This window comes from Phenylobacterium sp. J426 (genome assembly GCF_024699945.1).
Taxonomy (GTDB): Bacteria; Pseudomonadota; Alphaproteobacteria; order Caulobacterales; family Caulobacteraceae; genus Phenylobacterium.
The window spans coordinates 3,318,541-3,333,401 of record NZ_JAJOMY010000001.1 but is presented as its reverse complement, the minus strand read 5'-3'; the positions used below and the strand labels follow the sequence as shown (position 1 = coordinate 3,333,401).

The window sequence follows — 14,861 nt, the reverse complement described above, 5'->3', positions numbered from 1 at the left end:
CTAGAGCGAACGGATGCGCCGCAAAAGTTCGGGATTTTCAAGCTGGGCGCGGCGGGCATTGATCTCGCGGTGCAGATCGAGCACGTCGGGCGCGTCCAGAACCAGGACGTCCGGCGGCAGGACGTCGATGAGGTCCTGGGCCAGCACGGTATCGGGAACGCGGTCGGTGGGCAGATCCATCGGCAGTCTCCCTCGGGCCCGCAGCGCGGACCTCTCTCTCCCGCCGTTAAGTTATCATTCACCCTCTGACGCCGCCACGGCGACGCTCTCCAGAAAAGCTCACGATCGCGTCAGGGGTGCTGCACGCCGAGCCTGCGAGGGATGCCTCGCCGAACACAAATCGCAGAACATGGTTGGCGAGGCGGCCGGATGAGGCGTAGCGTTGGCGGATTGAACGCCGCGCCGGGGCCGGGGAGCCACCTGCGGAAGCAGGTTCGACTTCGCCGCCGCGGGAGTAGAGCGTCGCGGGAAGGAAACCTGTTTTGCAGCGCACGCGTACCGAGGGGCCCGACTACTTCCACAAGGTCGTCGATTGCCAGTGGGCCTGTCCGGCCCATACGCCCGTACCCGAGTACATCCGCCTGATCGCCGACGGCCGGTACGCCGACGCCTACATGATCAACTGGCGGTCCAACGTCTTTCCGGGCGTGTTGGGCCGGACCTGCGACCGCCCCTGCGAACCGGCCTGCCGGCGCGGGCGGGTCGAGGAAGAACCGGTGGCCATTTGTCGGCTCAAGCGGGTCGCGGCGGACAACAAGGGGGGACGTGCTGGCCCGCATGCCGGAGCCGGCGGCCGCGCCGAACGGGCGGCGGGTCGCCCTGGTCGGCGCGGGACCGGCGTCGCTGACGGTGGCGCGGGACCTCGCGCCGCTGGGCTACGAGATCGTCCTGTACGATCAGGACGCCAAGGCCGGCGGCTTCATCCGCAGCCAGATTCCGCGCTTCCGCCTGCCGGAAGAGGTGATCGACGAGGAGGTGGGCTTCGTGACCCGGCTTGCGCCGATGGACCTGCGCCTGGGCCAGCGCGTCGACAGCCTGAAGGCGCTGCTCGAAGACGGCTATGACGCGGTGTTCGTGGGCTCAGGCGCGCCGCGGGGCCGCGACCTGGACCTGCCGGGCCGGCAGGAGGCGGCGGCCAACATCCACATCGGCATCGACTGGCTGGCCTCGGTCTCGTTCGGCCACATCGAGAAGATCGGCCGGCGCGTGATCGTGCTGGGCGGCGGCAACACGGCCATGGACTGCTGCCGCACGTCGCGACGGCTCGGCGGAACCGACGTGAAGGTGATCGTGCGCTCCGGTTTCGAGGAGATGAAGGCGTCTCCCTGGGAGAAGGAGGACGCGATGCACGAGGACATCCCGATCCTCAACTACCGCGTCCCGAAGGCCTTCACCCACGAGGGCGGCAAGCTGACGGGGGTGGTCTTCGAGGTGGTCGAAGCGGTCTATGACGACGCGGGGCGGCGCAAGCTGGTCCCGTCGGGCCAGCCGGACGAGCATTACGCCTGCGACGACGTGCTGATCGCTGTGGGCCAGGAGAACGCCTTCCCCTGGATCGAACGGGATATCGGGCTCGACTGGGACGACTGGGGCATGCCCAAGGTCGACCCGCTGACGATGCAGTCGACGAACCCGCGCGTGTTCTTCGGCGGGGACGCGGCGTTCGGGCCGAAGAACATCATCTGGGCGGTGGCGCACGGCCACGAGGCGGCGGTGTCGATACACCTGTTCTGCGAGGGCCGGAACGTGGCGCAGCGGCCCCCGCCGGGCGCCAGCCTGGTGAGCCAGAAGATGGGCATCCACGAGTGGAGCTATGACAACGACGTCTCGAACGATCGCCGCTACCGGGTGCCGATGCGGGAGAAGGCCGAGGCGCTGCAGGATGTTCGGCTGGAGGTCGAACTCGGCTTCGATCGCGAGCTGGCGCTGGGCGAGGCGCAGCGGTGCCTGAACTGCGACGTCCAGACGGTGTTCGCGGACAAGCTGTGCATCGAGTGCGACGCCTGCGTCGATATCTGCCCGATGGACTGCATCACCTTCACCGAGGAGGTGGACGAGCCTGAGCTCCGCACGCGGCTGAAGGCGCCGGCGCTGAACCTTACCCAGGATCTCTACGTGTCGGGGACGCTCTCCACCGGACGGATCATGGTCAAGGACGAGGACGTGTGCCTGCACTGCGGGCTTTGCGCAGAGAGATGTCCGACGGGGGCCTGGGACATGCAGAAATTCTACCTGGAGACCACCCAGGCGGAGGCGGCATGCCTCAGCCGGTGAAGAGTGGGGCGGCCCCCCGTGTGAACGACTTCGTCGTCAAGTTCGCCAATGTGAACGGTTCGGGCTCGGCCAGCGCCAATGGGCTGTTCGCCCGCTCCATCCTGCGGATGGGCGTGCCGGTGGCGGCGCGGAACATCTTCCCGTCGAACATCCAGGGCCTACCCACCTGGTACGAGGTCCGGATCACCGAGGCGGGTCACCTCGGCCGGCGCGGCGGCGTCGATCTGATGGTGGCGATGAACCCTCAGACCTGGGACCGCGACCTGGCCGAAATCGAGAGCAACGGGTTCCTGTTCTATGACTCCACCCGGCCCATCCCGCCCTCGAGGTTCCGGGACGATATCGCCGTCATCGGCGTGCCCCTGACGGCCATGTGCAACGAGGCCTACGAGCTGCCGCGCGAGCGGCAACTGTTCAAGAACATCATCTATGTCGGAGCCTTAGCGGGACTTCTTGGCATGGATGTAAGCGCCATCGAGGCGCTGCTTGCGGAGGATTTCGCCGGCCGCGACAAGCTGATCCGCGCCAATGTCGAGGCCCTCCACATGGGTCTCGACCATGTGAAACAGAACCTCGCACCCCTGCCGCTGCAGGTGCGTCAGGCCGATGCGGTGGGCGACCGGATCTACGTCGAAGGAAACCAGGCGGCGGCGCTCGGCGCCGTTTATGGCGGGGCGACGGTCTGCGCCTGGTATCCGATCACGCCGTCGACCTCCCTGGCCGAGGCGTTCACCGCCTATTGCCAGGACCTGCGGGTGGACCCGGACACCGGCAAGGCCCGCTATGCGATCATCCAGGGCGAAGACGAGATCGCCTCGATCGGCATGGTGGTCGGCGCGGGCTGGAACGGCTGCCGGGCGTTCACCGCGACGTCAGGGCCGGGCGTTTCGCTGATGACGGAGTTCATCGGCCTCAGCTATTTCGCCGAGATCCCAGCGGTGATCTTCGACGTTCAGCGGGGCGGACCGTCCACCGGCATGCCGACCCGAACCCAGCAGGCGGACCTGCTGGCCGCGGCCTACGCCAGTCACGGGGACACCAAGCACCCGCTGCTGCTGCCGGCCGATCCCGGCGAATGCTTCGAGATGGGCGCCCTGGCCTTCGATCTCGCCGACCGCCTGCAGACGACGGTCTTCGTCATGCTGGACCTCGACATCGGCATGAACGAATGGCTGACCAAGCCCTTCGCCTGGGACGACAGCCGCAAGCTTGACCGCGGCAAGGTGATGACGGCCGAGGAGCTGGAGGCGGGCGCCGACTTCGGGCGATACAAGGAGGTGGACGGCGACGGCATCCCGTTCCGCACCTATCCCGGAACCCACCCGACCAAGGGCGGCTACTTCACCCGCGGCACTTCGCGAAACCCATATGCGCGCTACTCGGAGGAGGGCGCGGTCTATGTCGACAACATGCAGCGGCTGCTGCGGAAGTTCGAAACGGCCAAGACGCTGGTTCCGGCCCCCGTGCTCAAGCCCGCCAAGGGCAAGACCAAGGACGGGGTGATCTACTTCGGCTCCACGAGCGTCGCCATGGACGAGGCCCTTGAGATCCTGGAGGCCCAGGGGCGACGGCTCGACGCACTGCGCGTCCGGGGCTTTCCCTTCGCCCATGCGGTGGATGAATTCATCGCCTCCCATGACCGGCTGTTTGTCGTCGAGCAGAACCGCGACGGCCAGCTGCGGACCCTGCTGATGACCGAGATCGGCGTCGACCCGTCCAAGCTGGTTCCGGTGCTGCACTACGACGGGACGCCGATCACCGCTCGCTTCATCGCCGGCGAGATCGGGCAACTGCTGTCCCTGGGCCAGATCGAGGCGGCGGAATGACCTATATCCTCAAGCCCCAGCTCCATCACCCGAAGCTGCCGACCAACGGCCTGGGTTACACGCGGCGAGACTACGAGGGCTCGGTCTCGACGCTGTGCGCGGGCTGCGGCCACGACTCGATCTCGGCGGCGATCATCCAGGCCTGCTTCGAGCTGGAGCTGCCGCCGCACAGGGTGGCGAAGCTGTCGGGGATCGGCTGCTCGTCGAAAACCCCGGACTACTTCCTGGGCAACAGCCACGGGTTCAACACCGTGCACGGCCGGATGCCGTCGGTGCTGACCGGCGCGAACCTGGCGAACAGGGAGCTGATCTACCTCGGAGTCTCGGGTGACGGCGACAGCGCCTCCATCGGCCTCGGCCAGTTCGCCCACGCCATCCGGCGGGGCGTGAACATGCTCTACATCGTCGAGAACAACGGCGTTTATGGCCTGACCAAGGGCCAGTTCTCGGCGACCTCGGACAAGGGTTCGAAGTCTAAGCGGGGCGTGGTGAACCACGACGCGGGCATCGACATGGTGAGCCTGGCGCTGCAGATGGGCGCGACCTTCGTGGCCCGCTCGTTCTCGGGCGACAAGGCGCAGCTCGTGCCGCTGATCAAGGCCGGGCTGGCGCACAAGGGCGCGGCGTTCATCGACTGCATCAGCCCCTGCGTGCAGTTCAACAACCACCCGGGCTCGACCAAGAGCTTCGACTACGTGCGCGAGCACAACGAGGCCGTGAACCGGCTGGACGTGATCACGCCCCGGGATCCGATCCACGTCGACTACAAGCCCGGCGAGACGGTGCGGGTGCAGCAGCACGACGGCTCGATCCTGTCGCTGCACAAGCTGGCCGAGCTGTACAATCCCAACAACCGGGCCCAGGCGCTGGGCTATCTGCAGGCGCGGCAAGCGCGGGGCCAGATCGTGACGGGGCTGCTGTTCGTCGATCCCGACGCCGGCGACCTGCACGACAGCGTCGGCACGGTCGACACGCCGTTGAACCAGCTGGGCGAGGCCGAGCTCGTGCCTGGCCAGGCGGCGCTGGCGGCGATCAACGCCTCCCTGAGGTAGCGGGCCGCCCCCACCATGCGGCGGCGAGGCCGACGGCTATCGCGCAGGCCAGGGCCAGCCAGGCGGCGATGGGATTGTCGGGACGCTCGGCGACCCACACCGCGACGAGACCCCAGGCGACCGCCGCGCCGTATGGCAGGACGGCAGTGCGCCTCAGGACCCAGAGGGCCACGCCGGTCGTGATAAGGACGCCAGCGGCGCCGTAGAGCACTGCGGGGTCCGGAGCGATGAGGCCTTCGGCCGTCATGATGGTCAGGATGTTCACCGCTGAGGCGACGGTGAGCCAGCCGGCGAGCAGGCCGAGCGGCCACCAGACCAGCAACCAGTCCAGGAAGGCGCTCTTGCCCCGGCTGGCGCGCATGAGGCCGAAGATCATCACCGCCGCCGCGGCGGCGATGATGGCGACGGTCAGCCAGCGCGCGTTGAAGGCCGAGGCGTAGATCCAGGCGCCGGTGGCGGCGATGGTGAAGACCGACGGCCACGCCAGGGCGCGGATCGCGGCGTTGCCGGTGTTGCGCGGCAGGGCCTGCCAGATCGCATAGGCCGCGAGACCCAGGTAGATCAGGCTCCAGATCGAGAAGGCGTAGCCGGCGGCCCGGAGGGTGCTGTTTCCCTGGTCGGCGAACTCCGAGGCCGAGAGACCGACGTCGAAGTAGGCTTGGCTCGCCGGCGCGGCGATGGCGAAGACGACCGCGGCGATCACCGCCAGCTTTCGGGGGCGTCCTTCAAGACTAGGGCTCCTTCGACTCGTCCTTGGCTGGTTTGGCGGCGCTGGTCTCGGGGATGTAGAGGCCGGTGGCGAACTTGGTGAGCCAACCTTCAGGGCGGATCCGCGGGCCGTATTCCGCGCACGGATCGGGCTTGGGGATCTCACCCGACCTGGCGTCGCTGGCGCTCAGCGCCTTCACCGCATCGTCGGCGAAGGGCTCGGCGAACTGCAGCGCATCGCCGACCCGGCTCAGGGAGGGATTGTCGGTGCCGATCGGCGTCGCGTTGCGGTTCCAAGTGATCGCGGCGAGCTGCCGACCGTCGCGAGCGAGCAACTCGGCTTCCGCTCCGAGGCCTCCCGTCGAACCGGGCACGCGCAGGCCGATCGGGCCGGGGATGAAGAAGCCCGCGGCCGCCGAGGCCAGGGAGCCGGCGGCGTTCGTCGCCCCGACGCGGGTGACGGCGGCCCGCAGGCTGGCGTCGGCGTTCTCCTTCACCAGCTCGTAGCGCTCGGAGGCCTCGAAGCAGAGCTGGGCGTCCACCTCGCGCAGGAGGAGGGTCTGCTCGCTCTCGGACAGCCAGCCGAGCTTGGCCTTGGCGTCGGGCATCAGGATCGTCGGGGCGAGCACCACGCGGCGGACGCCGGCGAGCGCCGCATCGTCGCGCCGCTCGCGGATATCAGCCCGCACCGTGCCTTCGCGCGCCTCGAGGCCCTCGTAGCTGGTCAGGAAGTCGGACGGGCGATGAGGCGTGGCGCAGGCCACCAACGCCAGCGCGAGCGGGAGGGCAAGGATCGGTTTCATGCAGGCCCCTACGTTGACCCTGGGTTGAAGGACGCACCTTCAACGCATGAAATCGCAAGTCGTCCTGTGAAGCTGTCGCGGGGGAAGCGTCAGGCTTTCGCCAGTTCTCCGACGACGAAGGCGTCCTCGCCATCGCGGACCAGACCCTCGAGCACGTCGGGCAGGTCGTGCGGATCGACGATCAGCACGAGCCCCACGCCGCAGTTGAAGGTGCGGCGCATTTCGTGCTCGGAGACGCCGCCGGCGGCCTGCAGCCATTCGAACACGGGCGGCAGGGTCCAGGCGCTCCAGTCGAACTTCGCCTCGAGACCTTCCGCGATGGCCCGCGGCGGGTTTTCGATGAGGCCGCCGCCGGTGATATGCGCCAGGCCCTTGATGCGGCCGGCCTTCAGGTGCGGCAGGACGGTCTTGATGTAGATCCGCGTCGGCTCCAGCAGGGCGGCGGCCAGCGTCTTGCCCTCGGCGAACGGGGCGGGCGCGTCCCAGCCGAGGCCCGAGCGCTCGACGATGCGGCGGATCAGCGAATAGCCGTTTGAGTGCGGGCCCGAGGAGGCGAGGCCGATGAGGATGTCGCCTTCCTTCTGGTCGCCCAGCCGCGGCAGCACCTTGTCGCGATCGACGGCGCCGACGCAGAAGCCGGCCATGTCGTAGTCGCCCTCGGCGTACATGCCAGGCATTTCGGCGGTCTCGCCGCCCACGAGGGCGCAGCCGGCCTGACGGCACCCCTCGGCGATACCGGCGACGACGGCCGCCGCGGCGTCGACGTCGAGCTTGCCGGTCGCGTAATAGTCCAGGAACATCAGCGGCTCGGCGCCCTGGGCCAGCAGGTCGTTGACGCACATGCCCACGAGGTCGACGCCGACCGTGTCGTGGATCCCCGTCTCGATGGCGACCTTCAGCTTTGTGCCGACGCCGTCGGTCGTCGTGACCAGCAGCGGATCGTCGTAGCCGGCGGCCTTCAGGTCGAACAGCGCGCCGAAGCCGCCCAGCGAGGAGTCGGCGCCGGGACGGCGCGTGGACTTCGCCAGCGGCTTGATCCGCTCGACGAGCGCGTTGCCTGCGTCTATGTCGACGCCGGCTTGAGCGTAGGTGAGACCGTTCGGACGCTCGGACATTCTGGGAAGGCCTATAGTGTTTGGAGACCGCCGCGCATGCGGACTTGCAGACTCGGGCGCGCGCGGGGCTATAGCTAATTGATGACGCCGATCACAACCACCGCGGAACTCGAGGCGTTCTGCGCGAAGATCAAGGGCCAGCCGTTCGTCGCCGTGGACACCGAGTTCATGCGCGAGACGACCTACTGGCCGAAGCTGTGCCTCATCCAGGCCGCGAGCCCTAACGCCGAAGCGACGATCGATCCGCTGGCGGACGGTCTGGACCTGGGCTGCTTCCTGGAGATCCTCAAGGACAGCAGCATCCTGAAGGTCTTCCACGCCGCCCGACAGGACGTGGAAATCTTCAACAACCTGGGCGCCATGCCGCGCCCGCTGTTCGACACGCAGGTCGCCGGCATGGCGGCGGGCTTCGGCGAGCAGATCGCCTATGACGCGCTGGTGCGGCAGATGCTGAAGATCGAGCTCGACAAGAGTTCACGGTTCACCGACTGGGCCCGCCGGCCGCTCTCGGACAACCAGCTGACCTATGCGCTCGCGGACGTGACGCACCTCGCCAGGCTCTACCCGATGCTGCGCGAGCGGCTGGAGCGGGAAGGGCGCCTCGCCTGGGTCACCGACGAGATGGAAGACCTGACCGACCCGGCGAACTACGACGTCGAGCCGGACAACGCCTGGAAGCGCCTGCGGCCGCGGCGGCATACGGCCAAGTACCTGGCGGTCTATAGGGCCGTGGCGGCGTGGCGCGAGCGGACAGCGCAGCTGCGCGACCAGCCGCGCGGCCGCATCCTCAAGGACGAAGCGATCGACGAGATCGCCACCCAGGCCCCGACCGACGCTGATGCGCTGGACCGCCTGCGCTCGGTGCCGAAGGGCTTCTCGGGCTCGCGGTTCGGGCCGGATCTGATCGCTGCCGTTCGCGAGGCCCTGAAGGATCCCGAAGCCTATGCGCCCGTGATCGAGAAGGCCCGCCAGCCGACATCGCCGGCGGCAGGCGCCGTGGTCGAGCTGCTGAAGGTGCTGCTGAAGGCCAGGGCGGAGGAGGCGGGCGTCGCTTCCAAGCTGATCGCCACGGTGGCGGATCTGGAGCAGATCGCCAACCACGACAATGCCGAAACGGCGGCCCTGAAGGGCTGGCGGCGCGAGGCGTTCGGCGAGGACGCCCTGAAGCTGAAGCGCGGCGAACTGGCCCTGGTGCTGGACGGCACGCGCGTGCGGGTGGTCGAGGTGCGACGGGCGCCGAAGGCGGCGTCGGCCTAGCGGCCGACTGCTTTGGCAGCCGGTCTCTAAGATCTGCGGATAACCTCAAGCGGCTGAAACGGCTCAGCTTTGGTCGTTGCTCCGCGCGCTTTCCACAGCCTGTCCACCGCATCTTCCCCGTACGATGCACAACCGTTCGCCGAACACCGCTTGCCGCCGGCCGGGACGTGGGTGATCGTGACCTTGCCGAGAGGGACTGCGGCGCGGCGGACCGAGAAGCCAGGCGACTGGGAGACCGGACCGAGAGGCGAGCGGAAGGCCCCTCCAGGACGGACGGCGCGGAAACCCCTCGGGGCGACCGAGCCGGAGCTCCGGGAGGCGGCAACGGGGGCGGAGCAAGGCCGAGCCGGGCGACCGGCGACGCGGAGACCTCCTCCGACCTTGAGGCTCAGGTCCCCCAACGGATCTGGTTCAGAGGGCGGTGTTCCGGGCGACCGGGGCGCCGCCCTCTTGCTATGCGGCAAGCGGCTCAGCCCATCTCCAGCTTGAGCTTCAGCGCCTGGGCCAGGACCTGGGCCCGCTTGGCGGTCTGTTCGCCGAGCAGCATGTCTTCCCAGCCGGAGACCGTCGTCAGCGCCAGGCGATCGCCGCGGAGCGCAAGGCTCGAGCTTTCCAACAGGCGGGGATTGCGGCCCGACAGGTCGCAGCCGAGGCGGATGGCCGAGCCTAGGGCGCGCGCGCGCTGCCGGCGGTCGGGGGAGAGCAGCCGGGCCATCGTGTCCGGTTCGGGTGTGGCGGCCGCAGACGAGTGGCGGGCGTAGGCGGTGGACGCCAGGAAGGCCCGCTCACGGTGATCCATGCCGGCGATCGGCGCTCGCAGGACCTGCTCGAAGGCAAGGTCGGCGCGATGGTCGGGGTGCAGCCGGGCGCCGAGGTCGGCCAGACGGCAGGCGGCGGAGATCAGCACCCGGTCGCGCGCCGCGCCGAAGACATGCGGCAGTTTCTCGAAGAGGCCGCCGATCCAGGCCTCCAGAGCCGGCCCGAGGTCGGGCGATACGCCCTTCTGCGCGGTGAGCGCGTCACAGCCCTCGATCAGCGGATCGCGCCGGCGGACCTCCGCGGGCATGGCCTCCAGGAGCATCCCTTCGCGGACGCCGTAGGCCGAGATCACGACACGCTCGAGCCCCAGCCGCTCGATCAGCTGGTCAAGCACCAGGGCCGAATAGGGCAGGGTGTCGAAACGCTTCTTGGATAGCCCCTGGATCCGCTCCAGCGACGAGCGCGATTGCCGTTCGACGAAGCGGGCGACATCGAGGGCGTCGGCGCGGCTCATCTCATACTGATGGGCGACGTGCAGCGGGTAGTCGGCGAGCTGCATGTGCAGCAGGGCGAGGTTTCGCCAGGCGCCCCCGACGGCATGGAAATCGCGGCCGGCGAAGCGGTTGGCGTGGGGCGCGAGATGGCCATCGACGGTGCGGCGGATGCGATCGACGTCCAGCGGCTTGGGCGCGCCCAGGGCGAAGGGGCCGAGCGGCAAGGTCACGCCCTCCACCGGCGCTGCGCCGTTGAGCCGGATGAGCTCCAGGCTGGAGCCTCCGAGGTCGCCGACGACGCCCTCGGCCTGCGGATCGCCGGCCCGAACGCCAAGCGCCGCGTAATGGGCCTCCTCCTCGCCGGAGAGGATGCGCACCTCGAGGCCGGTCTCGTCCTTCACGCGCTTGAGGAAGGCACGGCCATCGGCGGCCTCGCGGACCGCGGCGGTGGCGGCGGTCGTCACCTCGGATGCCTGCCAGCCGTCGAGGACGGCGCGGAAACGGCGGAGCGCCGAGATGGCGGCCTCGACGCCTTCCGGATTAAGCCGGCCGGTGGCGGGCAGATCCCGCCCGAGGCCCGCGACCACCTTCTCGTTGTAGATGGTCCAGAGCGCGCGGCCGTCGATCCGGTAGATGACGAGGCGCACCGAGTTCGAGCCGACGTCGATAACGGCGGCCTGCCGGGCTTCGGGGCGCACGCCGACGGCGGCGGAGCGGCTATCCGCGCGGGGCCACATGGTCGATCGCGCGCGGCATGTCCTTCACTCGCTGGCCTCTGCCGGAGAGGCTGGGATTGGTCATGAAATACTCGTGCGCGGAAAAGGCGTTGGGGTGGTCCCAGGACGGTTCACGCCTATAGCGGCCCTCGGCGTCCAAGGTCCAGCTCTGGGCTTCGTCCTTCAGGTTGGCCAGCATGATCTGCTGGAGAACCTGCTGATGCACCGTCGGGTTCTCAATGGGCGTCAGACATTCGACGCGGCGCTCGAGATTGCGCGGCATCCAGTCGGCGGAGGAGATGAAGACCCGCGACTGAGCCGACGGCATGGCGTGGCCGTTGGCGAAGGCCACGATGCGCGAATGTTCGAGGTAGCGGCCGACGATGGATTTCACACGGATGTTCTCGGAGAGGCCGGGAACGCCGGGCCTCAGACAGCAGATCCCGCGGACCACCAGGTCGATGGCCACGCCAGCCTGGCTGGCCGCGTAGAGGGCGTCGATGACGTCGGCGTCGACCAGGGCGTTCAGCTTGGCCCAGATGGCGGCCGGCAGGCCGGCCCGAGCGTTCTCGGCCTCCTGGCCGATGTACCGCAGAAGGTCGCGCTTCATGGTGACCGGCGAGAAGGAGAGCTTCTCGAGGCTTTCGGGCTGGGCGTAGCCGGTGACGAAATTGAACAGCCGCGCGCTGTCGCGGGCGAGCGCCGCGTCGGTCGTGAAGAGGCTCAGGTCGGTGTAGATGCGCGCCGTGATCGGGTGGTAGTTGCCGGTCCCGAAGTGGCAGTAGCTGCGCAGGCTGTCGCCCTCGCGGCGGACCACCGTCGAGAGCTTGGCGTGGGTCTTGTACTCGATGAAGCCGAAGACGACGTGGACCCCGGCGCGCTCCAAATCGCGCGCCCATTTGAGGTTGGCTTCCTCGTCGAAGCGGGCCTTGATCTCGACGACCGCGGTCACGTTCTTGCCGTTCTCGGCCGCCTCGATGAGCGCAGCGACGATCGGGCTATCCTTGGACGTCCGGTAGAGCGTCTGCTTGATGGCCAGCACGTTCGGATCGCGGGCCGCCTGGCGCAGAAACTGCACGACGACGTCGAAGCTCTCGAACGGATGATGGACCAGGATGTCCTTCTCGCGGATAGCGGCGAAGCAGTCGCCGCCGTGGTCGCGGATACGCTCGGGGAAGCGCGGCTCGAACGGCTTGAATTTCAGCTCGGGACGGTCGGCGGGGATGAGCTGCGAGAGCTCGTCCAGGCCCAGCAGCCCGTCGATGAGGATGATGTCCTCGGGATTGGCGTCAAGATTCTCGCAGATGAAGGCGCGCAGCTCCTCGGGCATGGCGGCCTCGATCTCGACGCGCACGACCGAACCCATTCGGCGCTGCTTGAGCAGGGCCTCGTACTCGCGGACCAGGTCCTCGGCCTCTTCCTCGATCTCCACGTCGGAGTCGCGGATGAGGCGGAAGACGCCCTGGTTCTCGACCTCGCAGCCGGGGAAGAGGTGGTCGAGGAAGAGGGCGACGATGCCCTCGAGCGATAGATAGCGCCGGTCCCGCTTACGGCCCCCCTTGGCGTGCGGCAGCTCCCAGAAGCGGGCCACCTGCGCCGGGAGAGGCACGAGGGCGTGCAGGCGCCGGCCGTCCGACAGGCGGCGGAGGTTGAGCACCAGCGAGAACGCCAGGTTCGGGATGAACGGGAAGGGATGTGCTGGGTCGATGGCGAGCGGCGTCAAGACCGGGAACAGCTCGGAAAGGAAGCGGCTCTCCAGCGAGGCCTTCTCGGCCTCGGTGATGTCGCCGCCCGAGACCACATGCAGGCCCTCGGCGGCCAGTTCACCGGTGATCTCGCGCCAGCGCACCTGCTGGTCGGCCATCAGGTCGGCGGCTTCGGCGTTGATGCGCGCCAGCTGTTCGGAAGGCGTGAGGCCGTCCTGGCTGAAGACGCGGACCCGTTCCCGGACCTGGGCCTTCAGCCCCGCCACGCGGACCATGTAGAACTCGTCGAGGTTGCCGGCGCTGATCGCCAGGAACCGCAGCCGCTCCAGCAGCGGGTGGCGCGGGTTCATGCTTTCGGCAAGGACCCGCCGGTTGAACGCCAGCCAGGACAGTTCGCGGTTGAAGAACCGGGCTTGCGAGCCCGCGAGTTCGCCGTCCCAGCCATGCCCGGCGCGCGCCCCGTCGTTCGCAGACTGCGAGGCGTACGGCGCGACTTGCGACATCAGGACCGCTCCTGGAGCTCAGAGTTGGTGATCAACCTGTTCCGAGCCCGAGTTATCACTCGAAAAGATCAAGATTTTGACTATCGCCCTCAAGAATCTGGCGGGCAAGCACCCGCGTGACCGGCCTGAAGCCCTCGTCGCCGGCCTCATCGAGCCTGCGGACAATCTCCTGGGCGTCCGGGATCGACCGGCCCATGCGTCGCAGAAGGTAAGAATATACCTCGTCCGGCGGGCGAATATTCCGCGCGCGGAAGAATTTGCGCAGCACCCCTCCAGCAGCGCATCGTCCGGCGGCTCGATCTCGGCGACCGGCAGCGCGTTCAGCCTTGAGCGCAGGTCGGGCAGGGCGGCTGACCACAGCGCCGGCGCCTTGCGCGCGGTCAGCAGCAGGCCGCCACCGTCCCGGGCCGCAAGGTTGATCAGGTGGAACAGCGCCTCATCCGGAACGCCCTGGTCGACGTCTTCGACCAGCACGGGCCGGCGCTCGGCCTCAGCGATGTCGGGGGAGGTGCGGTCGAGCACGGCCGCACCTGCGCTGGCGGCCCACGCCTGGGCCAGATGCGTCTTGCCCGAGCCTTCCGGTCCCACGAGGGTGAGAGCGCCGCCGGGCCAGGCGGGCCAGGCGTCAACCATCCTCACGGCGGGCGCGTTGGAGGCTCCGACGACAAATTCGTCGCGGGCGTAGGCCGTGGGGCGGCCGAGGCTCAGCCGAAGCTGCCGCGCCATGCGCCGGGTCCTGGGGAAAGCATCACGCCCGAGTGTTTAGCGGCGCGAACGAGGGGAAGCCATCGCGGCCGCCGGTTCGTCACCGCCTTCCACAGGCTAGAGGCGGGGAAGTTCGTCCTTCGGCCGCAGGTCGCGGCTGGACATGATCGCCCAGCCCTCCGCCTTGAGGAGTTCGATGGGCGAGAAGCGGACCTTGTAATCCATCTTCTCCGAGCCGCGGACCCAGTAGCCCAGATAGACGTAGGGCAGGGTCGTCAGACACGCCTGGACGACGTGGTCGAGGATCACGAACGAGCCCAGGCTGCGCCGCTTCATACCGGGGTCGTAGAAGCTGTAGACGAGCGACAGGCCGTCGCTCATCAGATCGACCAGCGCGCAGGCCACCAGCTCACCCGGGCCGCCGTCCGGCGACTTCGTGCGGTATTCGATGAGGTGCGTGCGGACCGCCGTGTCCTCGACCATGGCGACGTAATCGGGCCAGGTCATCTCGGCCATGCCGCCGTCGGCGTGGCGCGCCAGCAGGTAGCGGCGGAGCAGGTCGAACTGCTCCATGGTGGCCTCGGCCTCGACGAGATGCCGCTCGATGTCCTCGTTCCGGGCCAGCACCTTCCGCTCCGAGCGCGAGAAGACATAGTCCGAGGCGGGGATCCGCGCCGAGACGCAGGCGGAGCAGGCCTCGCAGGCCGGTCGATAGGCGATGTTCTGGGATCGGCGGAAGCCGACCTGGGTCAGGCTGTCGTTGACAGTGGCCCCGTCGGAAAGCGGCAGGTGAGCGAAGACCTTCCGCTCATAACGTTCTGGCAGGTAGGGGCAAGGCGACGGCGCGGTCAGGAAGAACCTGAGCTGTCGGGTCGGGAAATGCTGCGTCACGAGTGTGCGACCGCCCCTAAATCAAAGCGCCTCAACGAATTAGGCGTCATGC

Annotated in this window: 12 protein-coding genes and 1 pseudogene; 5 read left to right on the top strand and 8 right to left on the bottom strand. The window is 68.4% G+C overall.

Annotated features, from left to right (window positions below; genetic code table 11):
* Nucleotides 1–180: a hypothetical protein gene (locus LRS10_RS17610; RefSeq protein ID WP_257838399.1), complete on the bottom strand. Its 180-nt coding sequence runs from the start codon at nt 178–180 to the stop codon at nt 1–3.
* 302 nt (nt 181–482) lie between these two features.
* On the opposite strand from LRS10_RS17610, the pseudogene LRS10_RS17605 reads away from it, so the two are divergent.
* The 4 genes and pseudogenes from LRS10_RS17605 to LRS10_RS17590 all read left to right on the top strand — a co-directional run.
* Nucleotides 483–698: pseudogene (locus LRS10_RS17605) on the top strand (glutamate synthase); the annotation flags it as partial.
* 67 nt (nt 699–765) lie between these two features.
* Entirely contained in the window at nt 766–2,274 is a 1,509-nt protein-coding gene (locus LRS10_RS17600; RefSeq protein WP_257838398.1) for an FAD-dependent oxidoreductase, read from the top strand.
* On the top strand, nt 2,259–4,100 hold the full coding sequence (locus tag LRS10_RS17595; protein WP_257838397.1) for a 2-oxoacid:acceptor oxidoreductase subunit alpha: 1,842 nt from the start codon (nt 2,259–2,261) through the stop codon (nt 4,098–4,100). The genes LRS10_RS17600 and LRS10_RS17595 overlap by 16 nt, the downstream gene beginning before the upstream one ends.
* Nucleotides 4,097–5,152, top strand: a complete 1,056-nt coding sequence (locus LRS10_RS17590) for a 2-oxoacid:ferredoxin oxidoreductase subunit beta (RefSeq protein WP_257838396.1) — start codon at nt 4,097–4,099, stop codon at nt 5,150–5,152. The genes LRS10_RS17595 and LRS10_RS17590 overlap by 4 nt, the downstream gene beginning before the upstream one ends.
* Here LRS10_RS17590 and LRS10_RS17585 read toward each other — a convergent pair.
* From LRS10_RS17585 to purM, 3 genes are all read right to left on the bottom strand, one after another.
* Nucleotides 5,133–5,855, bottom strand: a complete 723-nt coding sequence (locus LRS10_RS17585) for a hypothetical protein (protein WP_257838395.1) — start codon at nt 5,853–5,855, stop codon at nt 5,133–5,135. The two genes, LRS10_RS17590 and LRS10_RS17585, sit on opposite strands and share 20 nt — an antisense overlap.
* 28 nt (nt 5,856–5,883) lie before the next feature.
* A complete protein-coding gene (locus tag LRS10_RS17580) occupies nt 5,884–6,663 on the bottom strand; it encodes a DUF3313 domain-containing protein (RefSeq protein ID WP_257838394.1) in 780 nt (259 codons plus the stop codon).
* 89 nt (nt 6,664–6,752) lie between these two features.
* Nucleotides 6,753–7,778, bottom strand: coding sequence for a phosphoribosylformylglycinamidine cyclo-ligase (purM, locus tag LRS10_RS17575; protein ID WP_257838393.1), 1,026 nt, complete (start codon nt 7,776–7,778; stop codon nt 6,753–6,755).
* An 81-nt stretch (nt 7,779–7,859) separates the two neighbouring features.
* Between purM and rnd the strand changes: the two genes are divergently transcribed.
* On the top strand, nt 7,860–9,035 hold the full coding sequence (gene rnd, locus LRS10_RS17570; protein WP_257838392.1) for a ribonuclease D: 1,176 nt from the start codon (nt 7,860–7,862) through the stop codon (nt 9,033–9,035).
* A 469-nt stretch (nt 9,036–9,504) separates the two neighbouring features.
* Here the strand turns inward: rnd and LRS10_RS17565 are convergent, their stop codons facing one another.
* From LRS10_RS17565 to LRS10_RS17550, 4 genes are all read right to left on the bottom strand, one after another.
* Nucleotides 9,505–11,025: a Ppx/GppA phosphatase family protein gene (locus LRS10_RS17565; RefSeq protein WP_257838391.1), complete on the bottom strand. Its 1,521-nt coding sequence runs from the start codon at nt 11,023–11,025 to the stop codon at nt 9,505–9,507.
* Entirely contained in the window at nt 11,006–13,213 is a 2,208-nt protein-coding gene (locus LRS10_RS17560) for an RNA degradosome polyphosphate kinase (protein ID WP_257838390.1), read from the bottom strand. Before LRS10_RS17560 ends, LRS10_RS17565 begins: the two co-directional genes overlap by 20 nt.
* Nucleotides 13,214–13,231: 18 nt before the next feature.
* Nucleotides 13,232–13,939: a chromosomal replication initiator DnaA gene (locus tag LRS10_RS17555; RefSeq protein ID WP_308237978.1), complete on the bottom strand. Its 708-nt coding sequence runs from the start codon at nt 13,937–13,939 to the stop codon at nt 13,232–13,234.
* A 96-nt stretch (nt 13,940–14,035) separates the two neighbouring features.
* The gene (locus LRS10_RS17550; RefSeq protein ID WP_257838389.1) at nt 14,036–14,809 is read right to left on the bottom strand and encodes an arginyltransferase; all 774 of its coding nucleotides are present in this window, start codon (nt 14,807–14,809) and stop codon (nt 14,036–14,038) included.
* Nucleotides 14,810–14,861: the final 52 nt, after the last annotated feature.

Coding starts and splice junctions, on each gene's coding strand:
- LRS10_RS17610 (WP_257838399.1), bottom strand. CDS start 180: ATGGATCTGCCCACCGACCGCGTTCCCGATACCGTGCTGGCCCAGGAC.
- LRS10_RS17595 (WP_257838397.1), top strand. CDS start 2,259: ATGCCTCAGCCGGTGAAGAGTGGGGCGGCCCCCCGTGTGAACGACTTC.
- LRS10_RS17590 (WP_257838396.1), top strand. CDS start 4,097: ATGACCTATATCCTCAAGCCCCAGCTCCATCACCCGAAGCTGCCGACC.
- LRS10_RS17580 (WP_257838394.1), bottom strand. CDS start 6,663: ATGAAACCGATCCTTGCCCTCCCGCTCGCGCTGGCGTTGGTGGCCTGC.
- purM (WP_257838393.1), bottom strand. CDS start 7,778: ATGTCCGAGCGTCCGAACGGTCTCACCTACGCTCAAGCCGGCGTCGAC.
- rnd (WP_257838392.1), top strand. CDS start 7,860: ATGACGCCGATCACAACCACCGCGGAACTCGAGGCGTTCTGCGCGAAG.
- LRS10_RS17565 (WP_257838391.1), bottom strand. CDS start 11,025: ATGTGGCCCCGCGCGGATAGCCGCTCCGCCGCCGTCGGCGTGCGCCCC.
- LRS10_RS17560 (WP_257838390.1), bottom strand. CDS start 13,213: ATGTCGCAAGTCGCGCCGTACGCCTCGCAGTCTGCGAACGACGGGGCG.
- LRS10_RS17555 (WP_308237978.1), bottom strand. CDS start 13,939: ATGGCGCGGCAGCTTCGGCTGAGCCTCGGCCGCCCCACGGCCTACGCC.